At 66.4% G+C, this 19,075-nt stretch carries 12 protein-coding genes; 10 read left to right on the top strand and 2 right to left on the bottom strand.

Going from position 1 to position 19,075, the window contains the following annotated elements; genetic code table 11:
• Window positions 1-133 precede the first annotated feature (133 nt).
• From hflK to EGM87_RS00200, 8 genes are all read left to right on the top strand, one after another.
• A complete protein-coding gene (gene hflK / locus EGM87_RS00235) occupies window positions 134-1,261 on the top strand; it encodes an FtsH protease activity modulator HflK (protein ID WP_171009988.1) in 1,128 nt (375 codons plus the stop codon).
• On the top strand, window positions 1,261-2,106 hold the full coding sequence (gene hflC / locus EGM87_RS00230) for a protease modulator HflC (protein ID WP_025548757.1): 846 nt from the start codon (window positions 1,261-1,263) through the stop codon (window positions 2,104-2,106). Before hflK ends, hflC begins: the two co-directional genes overlap by 1 nt.
• Before the next feature lie 109 nt (window positions 2,107-2,215).
• On the top strand, window positions 2,216-3,724 hold the full coding sequence (locus tag EGM87_RS00225) for a Do family serine endopeptidase (protein ID WP_025548759.1): 1,509 nt from the start codon (window positions 2,216-2,218) through the stop codon (window positions 3,722-3,724).
• 146 nt (window positions 3,725-3,870) lie between these two features.
• Entirely contained in the window at window positions 3,871-5,496 is a 1,626-nt protein-coding gene (locus EGM87_RS00220; protein ID WP_137709351.1) for a helicase HerA-like domain-containing protein, read from the top strand.
• Between the two features lie 15 nt (window positions 5,497-5,511).
• Window positions 5,512-5,955, top strand: a complete 444-nt coding sequence (locus EGM87_RS00215) for a hypothetical protein (RefSeq protein ID WP_061936420.1) — start codon at window positions 5,512-5,514, stop codon at window positions 5,953-5,955.
• Between the two features lie 174 nt (window positions 5,956-6,129).
• Window positions 6,130-7,434, top strand: a complete 1,305-nt coding sequence (locus EGM87_RS00210) for an MFS transporter (RefSeq protein ID WP_044661643.1) — start codon at window positions 6,130-6,132, stop codon at window positions 7,432-7,434.
• Window positions 7,431-8,348, top strand: coding sequence for a cysteine synthase A (cysK, locus tag EGM87_RS00205; protein ID WP_044661642.1), 918 nt, complete (start codon window positions 7,431-7,433; stop codon window positions 8,346-8,348). The genes EGM87_RS00210 and cysK overlap by 4 nt, the downstream gene beginning before the upstream one ends.
• A gap of 30 nt (window positions 8,349-8,378) precedes the next feature.
• Window positions 8,379-9,713 carry a cell wall hydrolase gene (locus EGM87_RS00200; protein ID WP_137709352.1) on the top strand — a complete coding sequence of 445 codons (1,335 nt, stop codon included), beginning with the start codon at window positions 8,379-8,381 and terminating at the stop codon, window positions 9,711-9,713.
• 24 nt (window positions 9,714-9,737) lie between these two features.
• Here EGM87_RS00200 and EGM87_RS00195 read toward each other — a convergent pair whose 3' ends face one another.
• Window positions 9,738-10,835, bottom strand: a complete 1,098-nt coding sequence (locus EGM87_RS00195) for a helix-turn-helix transcriptional regulator (RefSeq protein ID WP_244309654.1) — start codon at window positions 10,833-10,835, stop codon at window positions 9,738-9,740.
• 119 nt (window positions 10,836-10,954) lie between these two features.
• Here EGM87_RS00195 and EGM87_RS00190 point away from each other — a divergent pair, with 119 nt between their 5' ends.
• A complete protein-coding gene (locus tag EGM87_RS00190; RefSeq protein ID WP_253719103.1) occupies window positions 10,955-12,157 on the top strand; it encodes an MFS transporter in 1,203 nt (400 codons plus the stop codon).
• On the opposite strand, the gene EGM87_RS00185 is transcribed toward EGM87_RS00190, so the two are convergent.
• On the bottom strand, window positions 12,137-14,395 hold the full coding sequence (locus EGM87_RS00185; RefSeq protein WP_137709354.1) for a TonB-dependent receptor: 2,259 nt from the start codon (window positions 14,393-14,395) through the stop codon (window positions 12,137-12,139). The genes EGM87_RS00190 and EGM87_RS00185 overlap by 21 nt on opposite strands.
• Before the next feature lie 448 nt (window positions 14,396-14,843).
• On the opposite strand from EGM87_RS00185, the gene rpoB reads away from it, so the two are divergent.
• Window positions 14,844-19,007 (top strand): DNA-directed RNA polymerase subunit beta, encoded by a 4,164-nt coding sequence (rpoB, locus tag EGM87_RS00180; protein ID WP_044661637.1) that lies wholly within the window; start codon window positions 14,844-14,846, stop codon window positions 19,005-19,007.
• Window positions 19,008-19,075 lie beyond the last annotated feature (68 nt).

Here is a 19,075-nt window from a genome sequence, read left to right as displayed (position 1 = left end):
AGGCCATCTAGGGACTTTCCCCGTCCGGCGAAACCGGCAGGCCGCCGTTTTTCTTGGCCATCGACATCATTCGAAACAATAATCGTTGCGAAGGGCACTGTTTTTCGCCGGAGAGCCTACCTATAGAGAAGGCATGAAGAGATTTTTCGGGTGGATGCCGGGCATAGCGAGCGCCATGGCCCAGGGTCCGTGGGGCGGCAAGAGCGACGGTCCGGACGGCAATGACGGCCAGGGCAAGGGCGGCGAAGGCAAGGGCAGCGACGGGCCGCGCAACCCGTGGACCCGGCCGGGACGCCCCGGCGCCAAGGGCCCTTCCGCGATCGAGGAACTGCTCCGCCGCAGCAAGGAAAGCTTCGGCCAGGGGGGTGGCGGCTTCGGCAATCTGCCGCCCCGCCCATCCGGCAAGGCGCTGTGGCCGGCCGCCATCGGCATATTGGTGGTGCTGTGGCTGGTCCTGACCTGCTTCCACCGGGTCGGCCCGCAGGAACGCGGCGTCGTCACCCTGCTGGGCAAATACAGCCGCACCCTCTCCCCCGGCATCAGCCTGACGCTGCCTGCCCCGCTGGAAAATGTGACGACCGTCGACGTCGAGGAAATCCGCACCATCGACATCGGCTCGACGCGGGCGGAGAGCGAGAATCTGGTCCTGACCGGCGACCAGAACATCATCGACCTCGCCTATTCCGTGCGCTGGAACATCCGCAGCCCGGAACTTTACCTGTTCCAGCTTTCCGACCCTGACTCATCGGTGCGCGAAGTCGCCGAAAGCGCGATGCGCTCCGTCGTCGCCAGCGTCAGCCTGGAGGATGCGCTGGGCGCCGGCCGCACGGAGATCGAGCAGCAGGTCGAACAACGGATGCAGGAGATATTGGACGGCTACCGCTCGGGCATCCGCGTGCAGGGCGTCGCCATCAAGCAGGCCGATCCGCCGACCGCCGTCAACGATGCGTTCAAGGCGGTGTCCGCGGCGCAGCAGACGGCCCAGACCTATCTCAACGAAGCCCGCGCCGCCGCGCAGCAGGTGACCGCCAAGGCGCAGGGCGAAGCCGCCGCCTTCGACAAGGTCTATGAGCAGTACAGGCTCGCGCCCGACGTCACCCGCCGCCGCATGTATTATGAAACCATGGAGGGTGTCCTGTCGAACGTCGACAAGACCATCGTCGAAAGCGGCAATGTCACGCCCTATCTGCCCCTTCCCGAACTCAAGCGCCGGGCGCAGGGCAGCACCGCGCAGGGCAGCGCGACCGTGGAGGGCCAGTGATGCAGAACCTCGTCCGCCATCCCGTCGCGCTGGCGCTGCTGGCCATCGCCGCGCTGCTGCTGATCGGCAGCACCATCGCCATCGTGCCTGAAACCAAGCAGGGCGTGATCGTGCGCTTCGGCGATCCCAAGAAGATCATCAACCGCTATCGCCCCAACGAGGATTTCGGCAAGACGGGCGCGGGGATCATCCTGCGCTGGCCGTTCATCGACCAGATCGTCTGGATCGACAAGCGCGTCCTGTCGGTGGAGATGGAGCGGCAGCAGGTGCTGTCCACCGACCAGCTCCGGCTTCAGGTCGACGCCTTCGCCCGTTACCGCATCGTCGATCCGCTGCGCATGTACATCGCGGCGGGCAGCGAGGAGCGGGTGTCGGATGCCCTGCGCCCGATATTGGGTTCCGCGCTGCGCAACGAACTGGGCAAGCGGCCCTTCGCGGCGCTGCTCTCCCCCGAACGCGGACAGGTGATGGACAATATCGAGGCGGGCCTGAACCGCGTCGCCCGGCAATATGGCGCGCAGATCGTCGATGTGCGGATCAAGCGGGCCGACCTGCCCGACGGCGCGCCGCTGGAAAGCGCCTTCACCCGCATGCGCACGGCGCGGGAACAGGAAGCGCTCACCATCCGCGCTCAGGGCGCCAAGCAGGCGCAGATCATCCGCGCGGAGGCGGACGCCAACGCCGCCCGCATCTATTCGGAAAGCTTCGGCAAGGACGCCCAGTTCTACGATTTCTATCGCGCCATGCAGGCCTATCGCTATACTTTCGCTCCGGACCGGCAGGGGTCGACCACCATGGTCCTCTCCCGCGACAATGATTTCCTGAAGCAGTTCCAGGGGCGTTGATTTCATTACGGAACCAGCGTCATTCAATGAGGGTTAAGGCAAGACGGCGCATCCCGCTCATCGCAGAGTCCCGCCTTTCCTTCGCAAGTTCATGAGAGGACCGTCACGAGTGCGTTACGCTTATGCCATTACCGGCGCCCTGCTGCTCGGCGGCACGGCCATCGCCGTCACGACCAGTTCCAATGTCGGCGCGCAGGTCGCGCAGAATGAAGGCATGCAGGCCGCCGCCCCCGCCGGCGCCCCGGCAAGCCTGGCCGACATGGTCGAGAAGCTGCAACCGGCCGTGGTCAACATTTCCACCAAGCAGCGCGTGCAGGTGCAGAATCCCTTCGCCGGCACGCCCTTTGGCGACCTGTTCGGCGCTCCGGGCGGAAGGCCGCAGACCCGTCAGGCGCAATCGCTGGGGTCGGGCTTCATCATCTCCGCCGACGGCTATATCGTCACCAACAACCATGTGGTGTCCGCCGGCGCGGAAGGGGCCAGCGTCGATTCCATCACCGTCACGCTGACCAATAGCGAGGAATATCCCGCCAAGCTGGTGGGCCGCGATCCCGCCACCGACATCGCCGTGCTCAAGATCGAGCCGAGGAAAGCCCTGCCCTTCGTGAAGTTCGGGGACAGCACCAAGGCGCGCGTGGGCGACTGGGTGATCGCCATCGGCAATCCCTTCGCCCTGTCCGGCACGGTGACGGCCGGCATCATTTCCGCCGTGCATCGCGGCACCGGCGGCACCTACGACAAGTTCATCCAGACCGACGCCTCGATCAACCAGGGCAATAGCGGCGGCCCGATGTTCGACATGCGCGGCAATGTGATCGGCATCAACAGCCAGATCCTTTCACCCTCGGGCGGCAATGTCGGCATCGGCTTCGCCATCCCGTCGGAACAGGCGGCGCCCATCGTCGACACGCTGCGCAAGGGCCAGGCCGTCAAACGCGGCTATCTGGGCATCCAGATCAGTCCGCTGGGCGAGGATCTGGCCGATTCCCTTGGCCTCGCCAAGAATCGCGGCGAATTCGTGCAGGGCGTGGAGCCCGGCAAGGGCGCCGACAAGGCCGGGATCAAGGCGGGCGACGTGATCGTCAGCGTCGCCGGCCAGGAAGTGACGCCGGACCAGAATCTCTCGTCCATCGTCGCCAACCAGCCGATCGGCGGACGCGTGCCGATCGTGCTGCTGCGCAATGGGCAGCGACAGACGGTGACGGCCGTCGTGGGCGAACGCCCGTCCGAAGACGAACTCAACGCCTTCGCCCAGAGCCAGGATGAGGATTTCAGCCAGCAGCAGGAGAACCCCTCCAATAATGGCCAGGCCAGCCAGCAATCGCTGGGCATTTCGGCCATTCCGCTGACCTCGACCATCATCCGCCAGCTCGGCATCGCCGCCGATACGCGGGGTATCGTGATCACCGCCGTCGACGGCTCGACCGATGCAGGCGCCAAGGGCCTGCGTCGCGGCGACGTCATCATCACCGCGAACAACCGGCCCGTCGCGACCCAGGCGGACCTCGACGCGCAGGTGAAGGCGGTGTCGGCGCAGGGCCGCAGCGCGATCCTGCTCCAGGTGCTGCGGCGCGGCCAGCCCGCCGTGTTCCTGCCGGTGCGGCTGCGCGACAAATAAGCGCGCGCGCCGCAGGACAGGCCAAGAGCTGAAAACCAGCCGATCGTTACGGGTCGCGCTTGCCGGAAGCCCTGCCTCGCCTCTACAAAGGGGTCGGCAGACTCCGGTGGGCGCGGCCCGTCACCTTTTTGGGAGAATGACGCGAGATGAGCGACGGCATTTTCATCGGCCTTGGCGCGCCCGACAAGGACGGCGGCATCCCCCAGACGCTGAACCTGCGCCGGGCCAATCGTCATGGCCTGATCGCCGGCGCGACCGGTACGGGCAAGACCGTGACGCTCCAGGGCATAGCCGAAAGCTTCTCCGCGCTGGGCGTGCCCGTCTTCCTCGCCGATGTGAAAGGCGACCTGGCGGGCATTGCCATGGCCGGCTCCCCCACCGCCAAAAATGCGGACAAGCTGGTGGCGCGGGCCAGGGAGATCGGCCTCGACAATTACAGCTATGCCGACAATCCCGCCATCTTCTGGGACTTGTACGGCGAGCAGGGCCATCCCGTCCGCACCACCGTCAGCGAGATGGGGCCGCTGCTGCTTTCCCGGCTGATGGACCTCAACGAAACGCAGGAGGGCGTGCTCTCCATCGCCTTCAAATATGCCGATGAGGAAGGGCTGCTGCTGCTCGACCTGGGCGACCTGCAGGCAATGCTGGCCTATTGCGCGGAAAATGCCGACAGCCTGTCCGCGCGCTACGGCAATGTGACCAAGGCCAGCGTCGGCGCGATCCAGCGGCAATTGCTCCAGCTCGAAAGCCAGGGCGGCGACCATTTCTTCGGCGAACCCGCGCTCGACATCCACGACATGTTGCAGGTGGATGAAAAGGGGCGCGGCTATGTCAACATCCTCGCCGCCGACAGGCTGATGCAGAGCCCGAAGCTCTATGCCACCTTCCTGCTCTGGCTGCTCTCCGAACTGTTCGAGACGCTGCCCGAGGTGGGCGATCCGGACAAGCCGGTCCTCGTCTTCTTCTTCGACGAGGCGCATCTCCTCTTCGACGATGCGCCCAAGGCGCTGACCGACAAGATCGAACAGGTGGTGCGACTGATCCGTTCCAAGGGCGTCGGCGTCTATTTCGTGACGCAGAACCCGATCGACATTCCGGAAGATGTGGCGGGCCAGCTTGGCAATCGGGTCCAGCACGCCCTGCGCGCCTTCACCCCCCGCGACCAGAAGGCGATCAAGGCAGCGGCGGAAACCTTCCGCGTCAATCCGGACCTGAACGTCGAAACCGCGATCACCGAACTCAAGGTGGGCGAGGCGCTGGTGTCGCTGCTGCAGGAGGACGGCTCGCCCGGCATCGTCCAGCGCACGTTGATCGCCCCGCCCCGGTCGCGCCTAGGCCCGCTTGATGCCAAGGAACGGGCGATCATCCAATCCATATCCCCCTGCGCGGGCAAATATGACGCGACCGTCGATCGGGAGTCGGCAGAGGAAATCCTCGCCGCCCGGGGTCAGGCCGCCGCCGCCGCCGCGCAGGCCGCCAAGGCGCAGGCCGAAGCGGACAAGGCGGCCGCCGCCCAGGCCAAAATAGAGGCCAAGCAGCGCGAGGCCCAGCTAAAGGAACAGGCGCGGCAGGAAGCAGCCGCCGCCCGCGAAGCCGCCAGGCCCTCCTCCTTCGACAAGGCGATCCAGTCCGCGACCCGCTCCGCCGCCTCGTCCGTCGGGCGTCAGGTCGCCAATGAAATCGGCCGGGCGGTCTTCGGCGGGTCCAGCCGCAGGTCCGGCGGCATTGCGGGGCAACTGGTGCGCGGCATATTGGGCAGCCTGTTCAAATAAGAGGGGAGACATGCCATGCGAAAGAGGATCATCTTCACCTTAGGCATCTTCACACGGGGCACCTTCACCCTGGCCATCTGCACCCTGGGTCTGGCGCCTGCCCTGCCCACCCATGCGCAGGATTATCGCGACCTGCGCCGCGCCACGGACGCCGCCATCGCCAGCGACATCGCCCGCGATCGTCAGGCCGAACGCGATGCCAGACGCCAACCCTATGTGTCGCCCGGCTACGGCCCGATCCAGACCGCCACGGCAGCCCGCAATGCCTGCGCGGCCAAGGCGCGGGAAGAGGCAGGACCTGGCGCGAAGGTCCTGGGACGGATCGCCGCCAGCACCATGTCCACCGGTTGGGAAGTGGAAGGCGAAGTCGGTCCGTTCGACGGCCGGCGGTCGGTGCCCTTCGTCTGCTCCGTGCGCAATGGATCGGTAAGCGGCATCCTGTTGCAGCCAGATCGCTAGGGTTCGCCCCCACCGACACGGAAAGCCTGCCCAGCCGAAAGCCGCCATGCCCAAGCGCATGGGGAACAGGCCCGATCTCCTCTAAAGCCAGACCATCACCGCCCCAAATATTGCTGCGCCTTTTCTCTACCGCCGCGGTTGCGAGGATCATTGTGCAGGCGCTAAGGAGTGCGCATGCTTAGCCCCCCGGTTCCCGCCCATCCCCTGCGCTTCGGCAATTTCCGGGCCTATCTGCTGGGGCGGCTGGCGACGGTTCTGGCGCAATATAGCATGATGATCATATTGGGCTGGCAGGCCTATAATGTCGCCCGCGAAACGATGAGCACCGCCGCCGCCTCGGCCCAACTCGGCCTGATCGGGCTGGCGCAGTTCCTGCCCCTCTTCTTCCTGACGCCCGTGACGGGATGGGTGGCCGACCATTTCGACCGGCGCCTGATCACCCGTTTCACCCTGCTGCTGCTGGTGCTGGCGTCGGCCGTCCTCGCCTTCGCCACCTATGAGGGCTGGGTCAGCCTGCCGCTGATCTTCGGCATCGCCGCCCTGGTCGGCGTCGCGCGTGCATTCAACGGCCCGGCCTATAGCGCGCTCGCCCCCAATCTGGTCCCGCGCGAACTGCTGCCCAACGCGATCGCCATTTCCAGCGTCGTGTGGCAGGCGGGCATGATCGCGGGCCCGGCGCTGGGCGGCTATGCCTATGCGATGCAGCCCTGGGGGGCCTATGCGCTGGCCTCGGGCCTGTTTACGGTCGCCCTGCTCTGCATGATGCTGATCGGCCCGGTGCCTCAGCCGCCGCGCGACACCAGCCGGCACCCGGTGCGCCAGATGATCGACGGCCTCACCTATGTCCGCACCAACCGGCTGGTTCTGGCGACCATCACGCTCGACCTGTTCGCGGTGCTGCTGGCGGGCGCGACGGCGCTGCTCCCGGTCTATGCCCGCGACATATTGCATGTGGGTTCGGCCGGCCTCGGCCATCTCGCCGCTTCCCCCGGCATCGGCGCGGGGGTCACCGCCCTTTTCTTCTCCTTCCGGCCGATGAAGACGGAAGTCGGACTCAAGATGCTGGGCGCCGTCATCCTCTTCGGCATCGCCACGATCGTCTTCGGCTCGACCGCCTTCCTGCCCCGCGCCATCGCGCCGGAAGTCGGCATCGGCGCGCTGATCCTGCTGGGATCGGCCGACATGGTGTCCGTCTATGTCCGCCAGTCGCTGATCCAGCTTCACACCCCCGACGAGATGCGCGGCCGCGTATCCAGCCTGTCGCAGCTCACCATTTCCGCCTCCAACGAACTGGGCGAGGCGGAGTCCGGCTTCCTCGCCGCGCTGGTCGGGCCGGTCGCGGCGGTGATCGGCGGCGGGATCGGCGCCATCGTGATAACCCTTATCTGGGCGAAGCTCTTTCCAGAACTCCGCCTTGCCCGTACCTTCGACCCACCCGAAACAAGGGCGGCCGAGCCCACGCAGGAGAAAGTGCAATGAAGGCATCCAGTATCTTGGAAACCATCGGCAACACGCCGCATATCCGCGTCAACCGGCTGTTCGGTGATGCGGAGGTGTGGATCAAGTCCGAACGGTCCAACCCCGGCGGGTCGATCAAGGACCGAATCGCCCTGTCGATGATCGAGGCGGCGGAGGCGTCGGGCGATCTCAAGCCCGGCGGCACCATCATCGAACCGACATCCGGCAATACCGGCGTCGGCCTGGCCATGGTCGCGGCGGTCAAGGGCTACAGGCTGATCCTGGTCATGCCCGAGAGCATGAGCCTGGAACGCCGCCGGCTGATGCTGGCCTATGGCGCCAGCTTCGACCTGACGCCGCGCGAAAAGGGCATGAAGGGCGCGATCGAGCGTGCGCTGGAACTGGTCGAGCAGACCCCCGGTTCCTGGATGCCGCAACAGTTCGAGAACCCCGCCAATATCGACGTGCATGTCCGCACCACGGCGCAGGAAATCGCGACGGACTTTGCCGACTCGCCGCTTGACGCGCTGATTACCGGCGTCGGCACCGGCGGCCACATCACCGGCGTCGCGCAGGTGCTCAAGCAGCTCTGGCCCCATCTGAAGGTCTATGCGGTCGAACCGACCCTGTCCCATGTCATCAGCGGCGGCCAGCCCGGTCCTCACCCGATCCAGGGGATCGGCGCGGGCTTCATCCCCGCCAACCTCCACACCCAGTTGCTGGACGGCGTGATCCAGGTCGATCCGGCCGACGCCAAGGAATTCGCCCGCCGCGCCGCGCGGGAGGAAGGCGTGCTTGTCGGCATCTCCTCCGGCGCGACGCTGGCCGCCATCCATCAGAAGCTGCCGGAACTCCCGGCGGGCAGCCGCGTTCTGGGCTTCAACTATGACACCGGCGAACGCTATCTGTCGGTGCCCGACTTCCTGCCCGAATAAGGCCAGACACAGGCAAGAGCCGGAACGGGCATGACCGACGCAAACCCCACCAGCCAGCCACATCGTTCGATGTGGCTGCTCTGGCTCCTGCTGTTCGTCGGCCTGCCCGCTATGGTTTCCGCCTGGGAGGCGCGGGTGCCTCCCGGCAGGCCGCGCCCGGAAGGCGTCGCCGCCGCCCGGCTCACGCGCCCCGCCACGCCGCCGCCGGCGGTCGCGCCGGTGGAGGTCTATGCGCTGGAGCGCGATCAGGCGCGGGCCTTCAACGCCGCCATTCCCTTCTCCCGCCTGCCCAATCCGGCGGCGCGGCCATTCCTCTTCTCAGGATCGCCCATCGACCTCGCCCGCGCCACGGACTGCCTGGCCGCCGCGCAGCTTTACGAGGCGGGCGACGATGCCGTGGGCGAGCGGGCCGTCGCGCAGGTGGTGCTGAACCGCGTGCGGCATCCCGCCTTTCCCAAGACGGTCTGCGGCGTCGTCTTCCAGGGGCAGGAACGGGCGACGGGGTGCCAGTTCACCTTCACCTGCGACGGCGCGCTCGCCCGCACGCCGACACAGGCGGCGTGGGAAAGGGCGCGTGACATCGCGCGGGCGGCCCTGGCGGGCAAGGTGTACAAGCCGGTCGGCTACGCCACCCATTATCATACCGATTGGGTCGTGCCCTATTGGAGCGGCAGCCTGGACAAGATCACGTCCGTGGGCACCCATCTCTTCTTCCGCTGGCGGGGCTGGTGGGGCACGCCCCCCGCCTTCCGCCGCGCGGGCGAAAGCGGCGAGCCGCTGGTGCAGCGCATCGCGCGCCTGTCCGCCGCGCACCAGGGCGATCCGGATGCGCCCGCCGGTCTGTCCCCGCCTGCCCTGACCGGCGGCACGCTGGCCGACCTCGCCGCCCGGCCGCAGCAGGCGATAGGGGCGGATTCGCTGGGCCGGACGATGGCCGGCGTCCGGCTCATCGCCATCGCGCCGGGGGCCAGGAGTTTCCTGGTCGAACTGGGGCGCGCCATCTCCCCCGACAGTTGGCCGACCATGGCCCAGACCTTCTGCGCCGGGCGCCCGGAATGCCGGATCATGGCCTGGCGAGCGGGAACCGCGCCGGGCGGCCTGCCTCTGTCGGGCGACCAGATGGAAAGCATGGCCTTCGCCTATATCCACAACAGCGCGACGGGATTGCAGCGCTCGCTCTGGAACTGCTTCCAGACGCCGCGCGGCAACAAGGATGAATGCATGCTTCAGCGGAACCCCAGGGCGGCAGCCCCGCCGCCGCCCGCCGCCGCGCCGGAACTGGCGGGCGTGCGCCGCAAGGAACGCTTCGAAGTGGTGAAGATTGCGCCGCCGTCGCCGGCCGTGACGGCGCCCGCCCAACCCTGAAGGGCGCTCCGTCTCGCCTTCTATCTATTCCATGTCCTCGAACCCGCTCAGGCGCGGCAGCGCGCCGATGCGGGCGACCAGTTCGGACTGGCGGCTGCAATCCAGCTTCACATAGATATTCTTGATCTGCGTCCGCACGGTGTTGAGCGCCACGCCGCGTTCCTGCGACAGGTCTTCCAGGCCCCGTCCCTGGCAAAGCGCTTCGGCCACCTCCGCTTCCGCCCTGGTGAGGCCGTAAAGCGATCGGATGCGGCTGGCGAGGCTCTGGTCCCGGTCGGCGGGATCGGTGGCGATCGCGACGATCTGCCGCTCCATGCCGACCCGCACCGCGGCGATCGACAGCACATAGGGCGCGCCCCGTTCGCGATGGACGAAGATCGCGCTCGCCTGTCCACCCTGCCGGGCCGTTGCAGCCCTGAAGGCGGCCTGCAACGCTTCGTCGTCGCGGGGATCGCGCGCCTTCAACTGCCGCTGACGCAAGCTCAGCGCATCGCCCCGGCGCAGCAGCGCGTCCGCCATCTGGTTGCAGTCGATCAGCGCGCCGTTGGCGCGCAGGGTGAAGACGGCATGGCCCACCATGTCGAGCGTGGCGTGCAGCGAACGGCCATAATGGTTGGCGCGGTCCAGCTTGCTGCGGATCGCGAACATGCGGCCGATATGATCGATGCTGTCCTGCATCGCCCGCACTTCGCCCTCGTTGAACGGCTTTTGCGTGCGCCCCCGATGCAGGCCGATATGGCCGGTCGTCCCGTCCTTCCGGATCACGCCGCCCAGGCAACGGAAAGTGTCGTCGCCCATGCCCTTGATCCACTCATTGTAGATGCGGCTGCCTTCATAGGCATGGGTCGGTACGAGCGCTTCGACATTCCAGACGCGATTGACCGCCTCTGCCCGGTCCAGCGCGACGCCCCAAATGTCGTCGTCCTGAAACTCCTCGTCGTAAAGCGCCATTTGCGCATCGGTGAAATAGCCGGAGTAGGAGATTTCCGCGACATGCTGGGGCGTGCGGCCCCAATGCAGAACGCCCGAGCGCGCGCCGACCGCGTCGGCCAGCGTCGAAGCCAGCCGGTCGAACGCGCCATCGTCGGTCGCCGCGTCGTAAATATCCTCCGTCCGGATCACAGCTTTGCCCCGATCTCTCCAAGTCCCCATGCGGAATATACGCAATTGCGCCCTGCCGCATTGCACAAATCGGACACCGATCCATTCAAATTGCTGGAAAAACGGATAAAGCTGCCGTCGTGCCGCGTCCCTTGCTCCTCCTCCCCCGCTTTTCCGCAGACGGCGCCTGGCTTCCGGTTCTCGCCCTGTCGGCCATGACGCTGCTGGTCCAGGGGTGCACGCTGATGTCGCTGGGCGTGCTCCTGCCCGGGATCGCGGCCGATTTCGGGGGGCAGGCGGGCGGCGGCGCCACCGCGTTCCTGCTGGCGATGAGCCTTGCCAGCCTGGCGGTCGGTTCGTCCATGGGAAAAGCCGGCGTCCGGCCGGTGCTGCTGATCGGCGTTCTGCTCAGTGCGGCCGGCTTCGCGCTCGCCGCCATCGCGCAGCAGCGAACGGCCTTGATGGCGGGCATGGCGCTGTCGGGCTTCGGCGCGGGCGCATCGACCATCGTGCCCGGCATCGCCGTCATCACCCGGCATCATGTGGCGCGGCGAGGCCTCGCGCTTGCGGTCTTTCTGGGCGCCGCCGTCGTGGCGGGCGCCGTCGTACCGCCATTTGTCGCGGCGGCCATGACCTTCTGGACCTGGCGCATGGCCATGCTGTTCTGCTCGGCGGCGATCGTGCTGGCCTGCCCCCTGCTGGTGCTACTCGTCCCCGGGGACCGGACGGATGCCGGGCCGATGCCGGTGGAGCGGACCGCGCCCCCGGCAGCCATCCGGACGGGGAATTTCCTCCGGATCGTGCTGGCCATGACCCTGTTGCAGCTCGCGATCAACGGCGTGCTGTTCGCGGCGGTGGACAGCCTGATGGCGGAGGGCCTGAGCCAATCCACGGCGGTCCTCGCCTATAGCAGCGCCAATCTGCTCGGCCTGCCCGCCCTGTTGATGGGCGGCATGCTGGCCGACCGGCTCGGCGCGCGGCGCAGCCTGACCGCGACGGCGCTGCTGCTGGCCGCGGGGACCATGGCGCTGCTGGGGGTCCGCATGATGGACATGGCCGGGGTCTGGCTGTTCGTCCTTCTCTGGGGCGTTGCGAGCGCGCTGCCGGGCCAGTCGGGATCGATGCTGCTCGCCGACGCGGTGGAGGCGGAGGCGTTCCCCCGGCTGCTCGGCCTCAACACCGCGATCATCAGCCTGGTTGGCGCGCTGGCGCCGCTCTGGACAGACCAGATGCGCGCGACGGGCGGCGGTTACGGCTTGCCCGTCTCGGTCTATGCGGCACTCGCACTGGCCGCCGCGCCGCTTATCGCATCGGTTCGTTCGTCACAGGCCGAAGCTGGCTGACAGACCGACAGTGCGCGGCCGTTGCGCCATTTCGCGCAGCGGCGATCCGGTTACCGGCACCAGCTCCGCATTGCGGTAGAGCAGCGCGCGGCTGTTCAGCAGATTGTCGGCAAAGGCGGACAACTGCCAGCCATCGCGGCCAAGCCCCATGCGCAGGAACAGCAGTTCGCTTCCCTCGCCCGAATAGACACGCGGATCATAGGCCACCGACCGGGTCGAAGGTGCGCGGCGATAGCGCCCTGCCTGCCGCCATTCGGTCCGCACGAAACCGTCCAGCCGCCCCGGCAGCGTAAAGCCATATTCCGCCGCCAGCGTCCCCGACCATCGCGGTACATAGGGTATCCGGTCGCCCGCCGCGACGATGGCCGAGGCTGGAAGCCCGACATCGCGGCGGAAACGCGCATCCACGAAGCCGAACGAGAAATCCAGCACCAGCCGCCGCAGCGGCTCGCTCCGTAACGCCAGTTCGACACCCTGGTTGCGAGCCGCCCCCAGGTTATCGACATAGGAAAAGCCGCAATTGGGCAAGGTGACGGACTGCTGTATGCGTCGCCAGTCGATGCGGAAAGCGGCCAGCGACAAGTGAAGCCGCCGGGCGGGCAATCCCGCCTTTACGCCCACCTCATAACTCCAGAGCGAGTCGGAGCCATAGCTGTCCGGTGCGGCAGCGCGGCCCAGCGCCGAAAGATCGGCCGCGCAACTGTTCGCCGGCACCGCTCCATTGGTCCCCCCGCCGCGAAAACCCTTGCCGGCGCTCAGATAGACAAGACTGTCGCCCCCCGGTCGCCAGGACAGCCCGGCATAGGGAATGAGGGGCGTATCGCTTTGTCCCCGGGGCCCGACCGCGTTGCTGCCGCCGGCAAAGGGCCCCTCCGACATCAAGCGGAAGCGCAATGGATTATAGGACAGACGCAGGCCTCCCGTCACTTCCCAACGGGGCGCGAAGGTCCAGTTTGCCTGCCCGAAAACCGCCAGCGTGCGCTCGCGAATTTGCTGCCGGCTGTGATAGCTCAGCCCGCCGGGCAGCAGCGGCAAGCCGAAAATCTCCCCGATCGACAGGCCCAGTTGCGACTGCGCGAGATCGGCGATCCCAGGTTCGACCACATGCTGTTCCATGGCGATCCGCGATCGGCTGTAGAAGCCGCCGACGAGCCAGCGGACGGACGCACGAGGATCGGCGGATGCAATGCGCAACTCCTGCGTGAAAACCGTTTGATCGACCGTCGTCCGGCTATAGCTGCCGCCGGGCGTACGGATTCCCGGGACCATGCCACCCAATATGATCTCTCCGAAATAGCCCGAATAATCCACTATCTGGCGGTTTCGGCGGTCCAACCAGGCGGTGACGCCGGTCAGCACGGCGCCGCCCAGGTCCAGCCGCGCGGTGAGGCCGGGCAAAAGGAAACGATCATGGCCCGGCTGGCGGAGGCTGGCGGTCTGACGGAAGAGACCCAGGCTGCTTTCGTAAAAGGGCAGGTCGCCCCGCTTCGCCCTCTGGAAGAAAAGCGACGGCGTCAACTCCAGACGCTCGCCAAGAGCCGCCTTCAACGCGAAGCGCAGGCCCAGCGCCGCGTCGTGATCGATATTCTTCGTCAACAGGCCGCCGGAAGCAGGGTCGAACCGGTCGATAACGCCGGCATCGCGGCGATAATAAGCGCTGACGCGCATGCCGATCCGGCCGGGCAATATGGCGCCGCCCAGGGCCGCCTGCATTTCGCGGCTGAATCCCCCTCTCCCGACCAACGCAAACTCGCCGCTGGCCTGCCCATCCAAGCCTTCCAGTTGAGGCTGCCGGGTCAGGGTGCGGATGGTGCCGCCCATGGAATCCGCGCCGAACAGCGTGCCCTGCGGCCCGCGCAGCACCTCGACGCGGTCGAGGTCGAAACGGCGCAGGTCGGGATTGCCCGCCACCTCTAGCGACCGGATCTGAATGGGCACATCATCGACATAGAGGCCGATCGTGGATGCGCCGATGGGAGAAAAGACGCCGCGCATGATCGGCTGCTGCGCACCAAAGGCACCTATGGTCGGCATGGTGAGATTAGGCACCACGCCAGCCAGATCGGCCAGCCTGGCAATACCGCGCCGTTCCAGATCGGCCGCATCAAGGCGGTCAAGACTGATCGGCACCCTCTCCTGCGCTTCGGCCACGCGACGGGCGGTGACGAAGACGGCATGCTCGCCGGCCGAAGGTTCCCCGGCTTCATCGTCCTCCTGCCCATAGGCAGGCGCCGCCATGGCCAGTGCGAAAGCGCAACACAGACGCGCCCATGGCTTCACGACAGACGAGCCGACGGCAGAAGAGGTTGAATCCCGGCAAAAGCCATCCCATCTCTCTACAGCAACGACCTGACGCGGCAACCAGCCAGAATCAACAGACCTGCCCCCTTCACAAGAGCGGGCATGGAGCCTATATGGGTCCTTCAAATCCGGCTCTTGCACTGCCCTCGGGCGTGCGGGAACCGTCCCCCGGATCGCCCGGGGACCGGCTTCGTTTAGCGCACGGGACCGGCGGGATTGGGCGAAAACGGCGGGTCACAAGACGCTGACAGTGCGGATCGGACAGTCCCGGCCCGCACTTTTTTGCGTGGCGGTGGAGGGGCGAATCACCTCTGAAACCGACAGGCCAGGCTGAATTTTCGCTGCGATGCGAAAAAATGCGACGAACAACCAGGCAGGATACGCAATGGCGACCAAAGCTCTCCCCACGATCAGCAATACCGGCGCGAAGAAGCGCATCAGAAAGGTATTCGGCGACATCCACGAAGTGGTGCAGATGCCGAACCTGATCGAAGTCCAGCGGGAGAGCTATGAGCAGTTCCTCCGTTCCGATCCGTCGATCGGCTATGTCTCCGGCCTGGAAAAGACCCTGCGCTCGGTCTTCCCGATCCGCGATTTCGCCGGCACCGCCGAAATGGACTTCGTCCATTACGAGCTGGAAGACCCGAAATATGACGTCGAGGAATGCCGTCAGCGCGGCATCACCTATGCGGCGCCGATGCGCGTCACGCTGCGCCTGATCGTGTTCGAGGTGGATGCCGACACCGAAACCCGCTCCGTCCTGGATATCAAGGAGCAGGACGTGTACATGGGCGACATGCCGCTCATGACGCAGAACGGCACCTTCATCGTCAACGGCACGGAGCGCGTCATCGTGTCGCAGATGCACCGCTCGCCGGGCGTCCTGTTCGACCATGACCGGGGCAAGACCCACTCTTCGGGCAAATATCTGTTCGCCGCCCGCGTGATCCCCTATCGCGGTTCGTGGCTCGACTTCGAATTCGACGCCAAGGACATCGTCAACGTCCGCATCGACCGCAAGCGCAAGCTGCCGGTCACGGCGTTGCTCTATGCGCTCGGCCTCAATGCCGAGGACATTCTGGGCTATTTCTACAACAAGGTGACCTTCCTGCGCGGCGAAGGCGGCTGGCAGATTCCCTACACCGCCGAAGCCTGGCGCGGCCAGAAGCCCGCCTTCGACATCGTCGACGCCAAGTCGGGCGAGGTGGTGTTCGCCGCCGGTCACAAGATTTCGCCCCGCGCCGCCAACAAGGCGGAGAAGGACGGCCTTGAAACCCTGCTGATCCCGACCGAGGAAGTCTATGGCCGCTACAGCGCCTATGACCTCATCAACGAGTCGACCGGCGAAATCTACATCGAGGCTGGTGACGAAGTGTCGCCGGAAAATCTGGAGAAGCTGGACAAGGCGGGCATCGACCGCCTCGAACTGCTCGACATCGACCATGTCACCACGGGTCCGTGGATCCGCAACACCCTGAAGGCCGACAAGGCCGAGGAGCGGGACCAGGCGCTGGCCGACATCTATCGCGTGATGCGCCCCGGCGAACCGCCGACGAAGGAAACCGCCGAAGCCCTCTTCGCCGGCCTCTTCTTCGATCCGGAACGCTACGACCTGTCGGCCGTGGGCCGCGTCAAGCTCAACATGCGCCTCGACCTCGACGCCGAGGATACCGTCACCACCCTGCGGACCGAGGACATCCTTGCGGTCGTCAAGGAACTGGTGAACCTGAAGGACGGCAAGGGCGAGATCGACGACATCGACAATCTCGGCAACCGCCGCGTCCGCTCGGTGGGCGAACTGCTGGAAAACCAGTATCGCGTCGGGCTTCTCCGCATGGAGCGCGCCGTCAAGGAACGCATGTCGAGCGTCGACGTGTCGACTGTGATGCCGAACGACCTCATCAACGCCAAGCCCGCCGTGGCCGCCGTGCGTGAGTTCTTCGGCTCCTCGCAGCTTTCGCAGTTCATGGACCAGACCAACCCGCTATCGGAAGTCACCCACAAGCGCCGCGTGTCGGCGCTTGGGCCGGGCGGCCTGACCCGCGAGCGCGCCGGCTTCGAAGTCCGCGACGTTCACCCGACCCATTATGGCCGCATCTGCCCGATCGAAACGCCGGAAGGCCCGAACATCGGCCTGATCAACAGCCTCGCGACCTTCAGCCGCGTGAACAAATACGGCTTCATCGAAACGCCCTACCGCAAGGTGATCGACGGCAAGGTAACGAACGAGGTCGTCTATCTGTCGGCGATGGAAGAAGCCAAGCACACGATCGCGCAGGCCAACGCCGAGCTGACCGAAGAGGGCACGCTGGCCGAAGACCTGATCTCGGCGCGGGAGGCGGGCGAATTCCTGATGGCGCCCAAGGACCACATCACCCTGATGGACGTCAGCCCCAAGCAGCTGGTGTCGGTCGCGGCCTCGCTCATCCCGTTCCTGGAAAATGACGACGCCAACCGCGCGCTCATGGGATCGAACATGCAGCGTCAGGCCGTGCCGCTGGTCCGTGCCGAGGCGCCGTTCGTCGGCACCGGCATGGAAGGCACGGTTGCGCGTGACTCGGGCGCCGCCATCGCGGCGCGTCGCGCGGGCATCATCGACCAGGTCGACGCGACCCGCATCGTGATCCGCGCCACCGGCGACATCGAACCCGGCCAGTCGGGCGTCGACATCTACACGCTGCAGAAGTTCCAGCGCTCCAACCAGGACACCTGCATCAACCAGCGCCCGCTGGTGAAGGTGGGCGACCTGATCGAAGCCGGCGACGTCATCGCGGACGGCCCGTCGACCGAGTTCGGCGAGCTGGCGCTGGGCCGCAACACGCTGGTCGCGTTCATGCCCTGGAACGGCTACAACTACGAGGACTCCATCCTGATCTCCGAGCGGATCGTGAAGGATGACGTCTTCACCTCGATCCATATCGAGGAGTTCGAGGTCATGGCCCGCGACACCAAGCTGGGTCCGGAAGACATCACCCGCGACATTCCGAACGTCGGCGAGGAAGCGCTGCGCAACCTCGACGAGGCGGGCATCGTCTATATCGGCGCCGAAGTGGAGCCGGGCGACATCCTGGTCGGCAAGATCACCCCCAAGGGCGAATCGCCGATGACCCCGGAAGAAAAGCTGCTCCGCGCGATCTTCGGTGAAAAGGCGAGCGACGTACGCGACACCTCGCTGCGTCTGCCGCCGGGCGTGGCCGGCACGGTCGTGGAAGTCCGCGTCTTCAACCGCCACGGCATCGACAAGGATGAGCGCGCCATGGCGATCGAGCGGGAGGAAATCGACCGTCTCGCCAAGGACCGGGAGGACGAACGCGCCATCCTCAACCGCGCCACCTTCAACCGCCTCCAGGAAATGCTGCTGGGCCAGACCGCCACGGCCGCTCCCAAGGGCGTGCGCAAGGGCGTGGAAATCGACGAAGCCCTGCTGGCTGAGGTCGAGCGTCATGAATGGTGGAAGTTCGCGGTTGCGGACGACGCCCGCCAGGCCGGCATCGAAGCCGTCAAGGCGCAATATGACGAAGCGGTGAAGCTGATCGTCGAGAAGTTCGAGGACCGCGTCGACAAGCTGCAGCGCGGCGACGAACTGCCCCCGGGCGTGCTCAAGATGGTGAAGGTCTTCGTCGCGGTGAAGCGCAAGCTGCAGCCGGGCGACAAGATGGCCGGCCGTCACGGCAACAAGGGCGTCATCTCGCGCATCCTGCCGATCGAGGACATGCCGTTCCTGGAGGACGGCACCCATGTCGACATCGTGCTGAACCCGCTGGGCGTGCCGTCGCGCATGAACGTCGGGCAGATCTTCGAAACGCACCTCGGCTGGGCCGCGCGCGGCCTTGGCCAGCAGCTCAAGCATGCGCTGGAGGAATGGCGCGAAGCCAATCCGAACGCGCAGGGCGGTGAGATGCCGGATGCGGTGAAGACCCGCCTGCTCGAAACCTATGGGCCGCAATATGCCGACCAGATCGAAGGCCGCACGGCCGATCAGATCGTGGACCTGGCCGAACATCTCGCACGCGGCGTGCCGATGGCGACCCCGGTGTTCGACGGCGCCCGCGAAGCGGACGTGTCGGCGATGCTGGAACTGGCGGGCCTGCACTCGTCGGGCCAGTCGGACCTGTTCGACGGCCGCACGGGCGACAAGTTCGACCGCAAGGTGACTGTCGGCATCATCTACATGCTGAAGCTGCACCACCTGGTCGACGACAAGATCCACGCACGCTCCATCGGCCCCTACAGCCTCGTCACCCAGCAGCCGCTGGGCGGTAAGGCGCAGTTCGGCGGCCAGCGCTTCGGTGAGATGGAGGTGTGGGCGCTCCAGGCCTATGGCGCCGCCTACACGCTGCAGGAAATGCTGACGGTGAAGTCGGACGACGTGGTCGGCCGCACCAAGGTCTATGAGGCGATCGTCAAGGGCGACGACACGTTCGAGGCCGGCATTCCCGAAAGCTTCAACGTGCTGGTCAAGGAAATGCGCTCGCTGGGCCTCAATGTCGAACTCGCGTCGATGGACGAGATCGAGGACGATGACGGCTTCGCGCAGGCGGCGGAATAAAGGGAACTCCGGAGCGCTGTCTCCCGAAGACGGCGCTCCCTCCCTGCCCCGCCCCGAACAATTTACCC

This window comes from Sphingobium sp. RSMS, from assembly GCF_005406185.4.
Lineage (GTDB): Bacteria > Pseudomonadota > Alphaproteobacteria > Sphingomonadales > Sphingomonadaceae > Sphingobium > Sphingobium fuliginis.
Note: the sequence above shows the minus strand (reverse complement) of the source record. Positions and strands in the feature narration are given on the sequence as shown.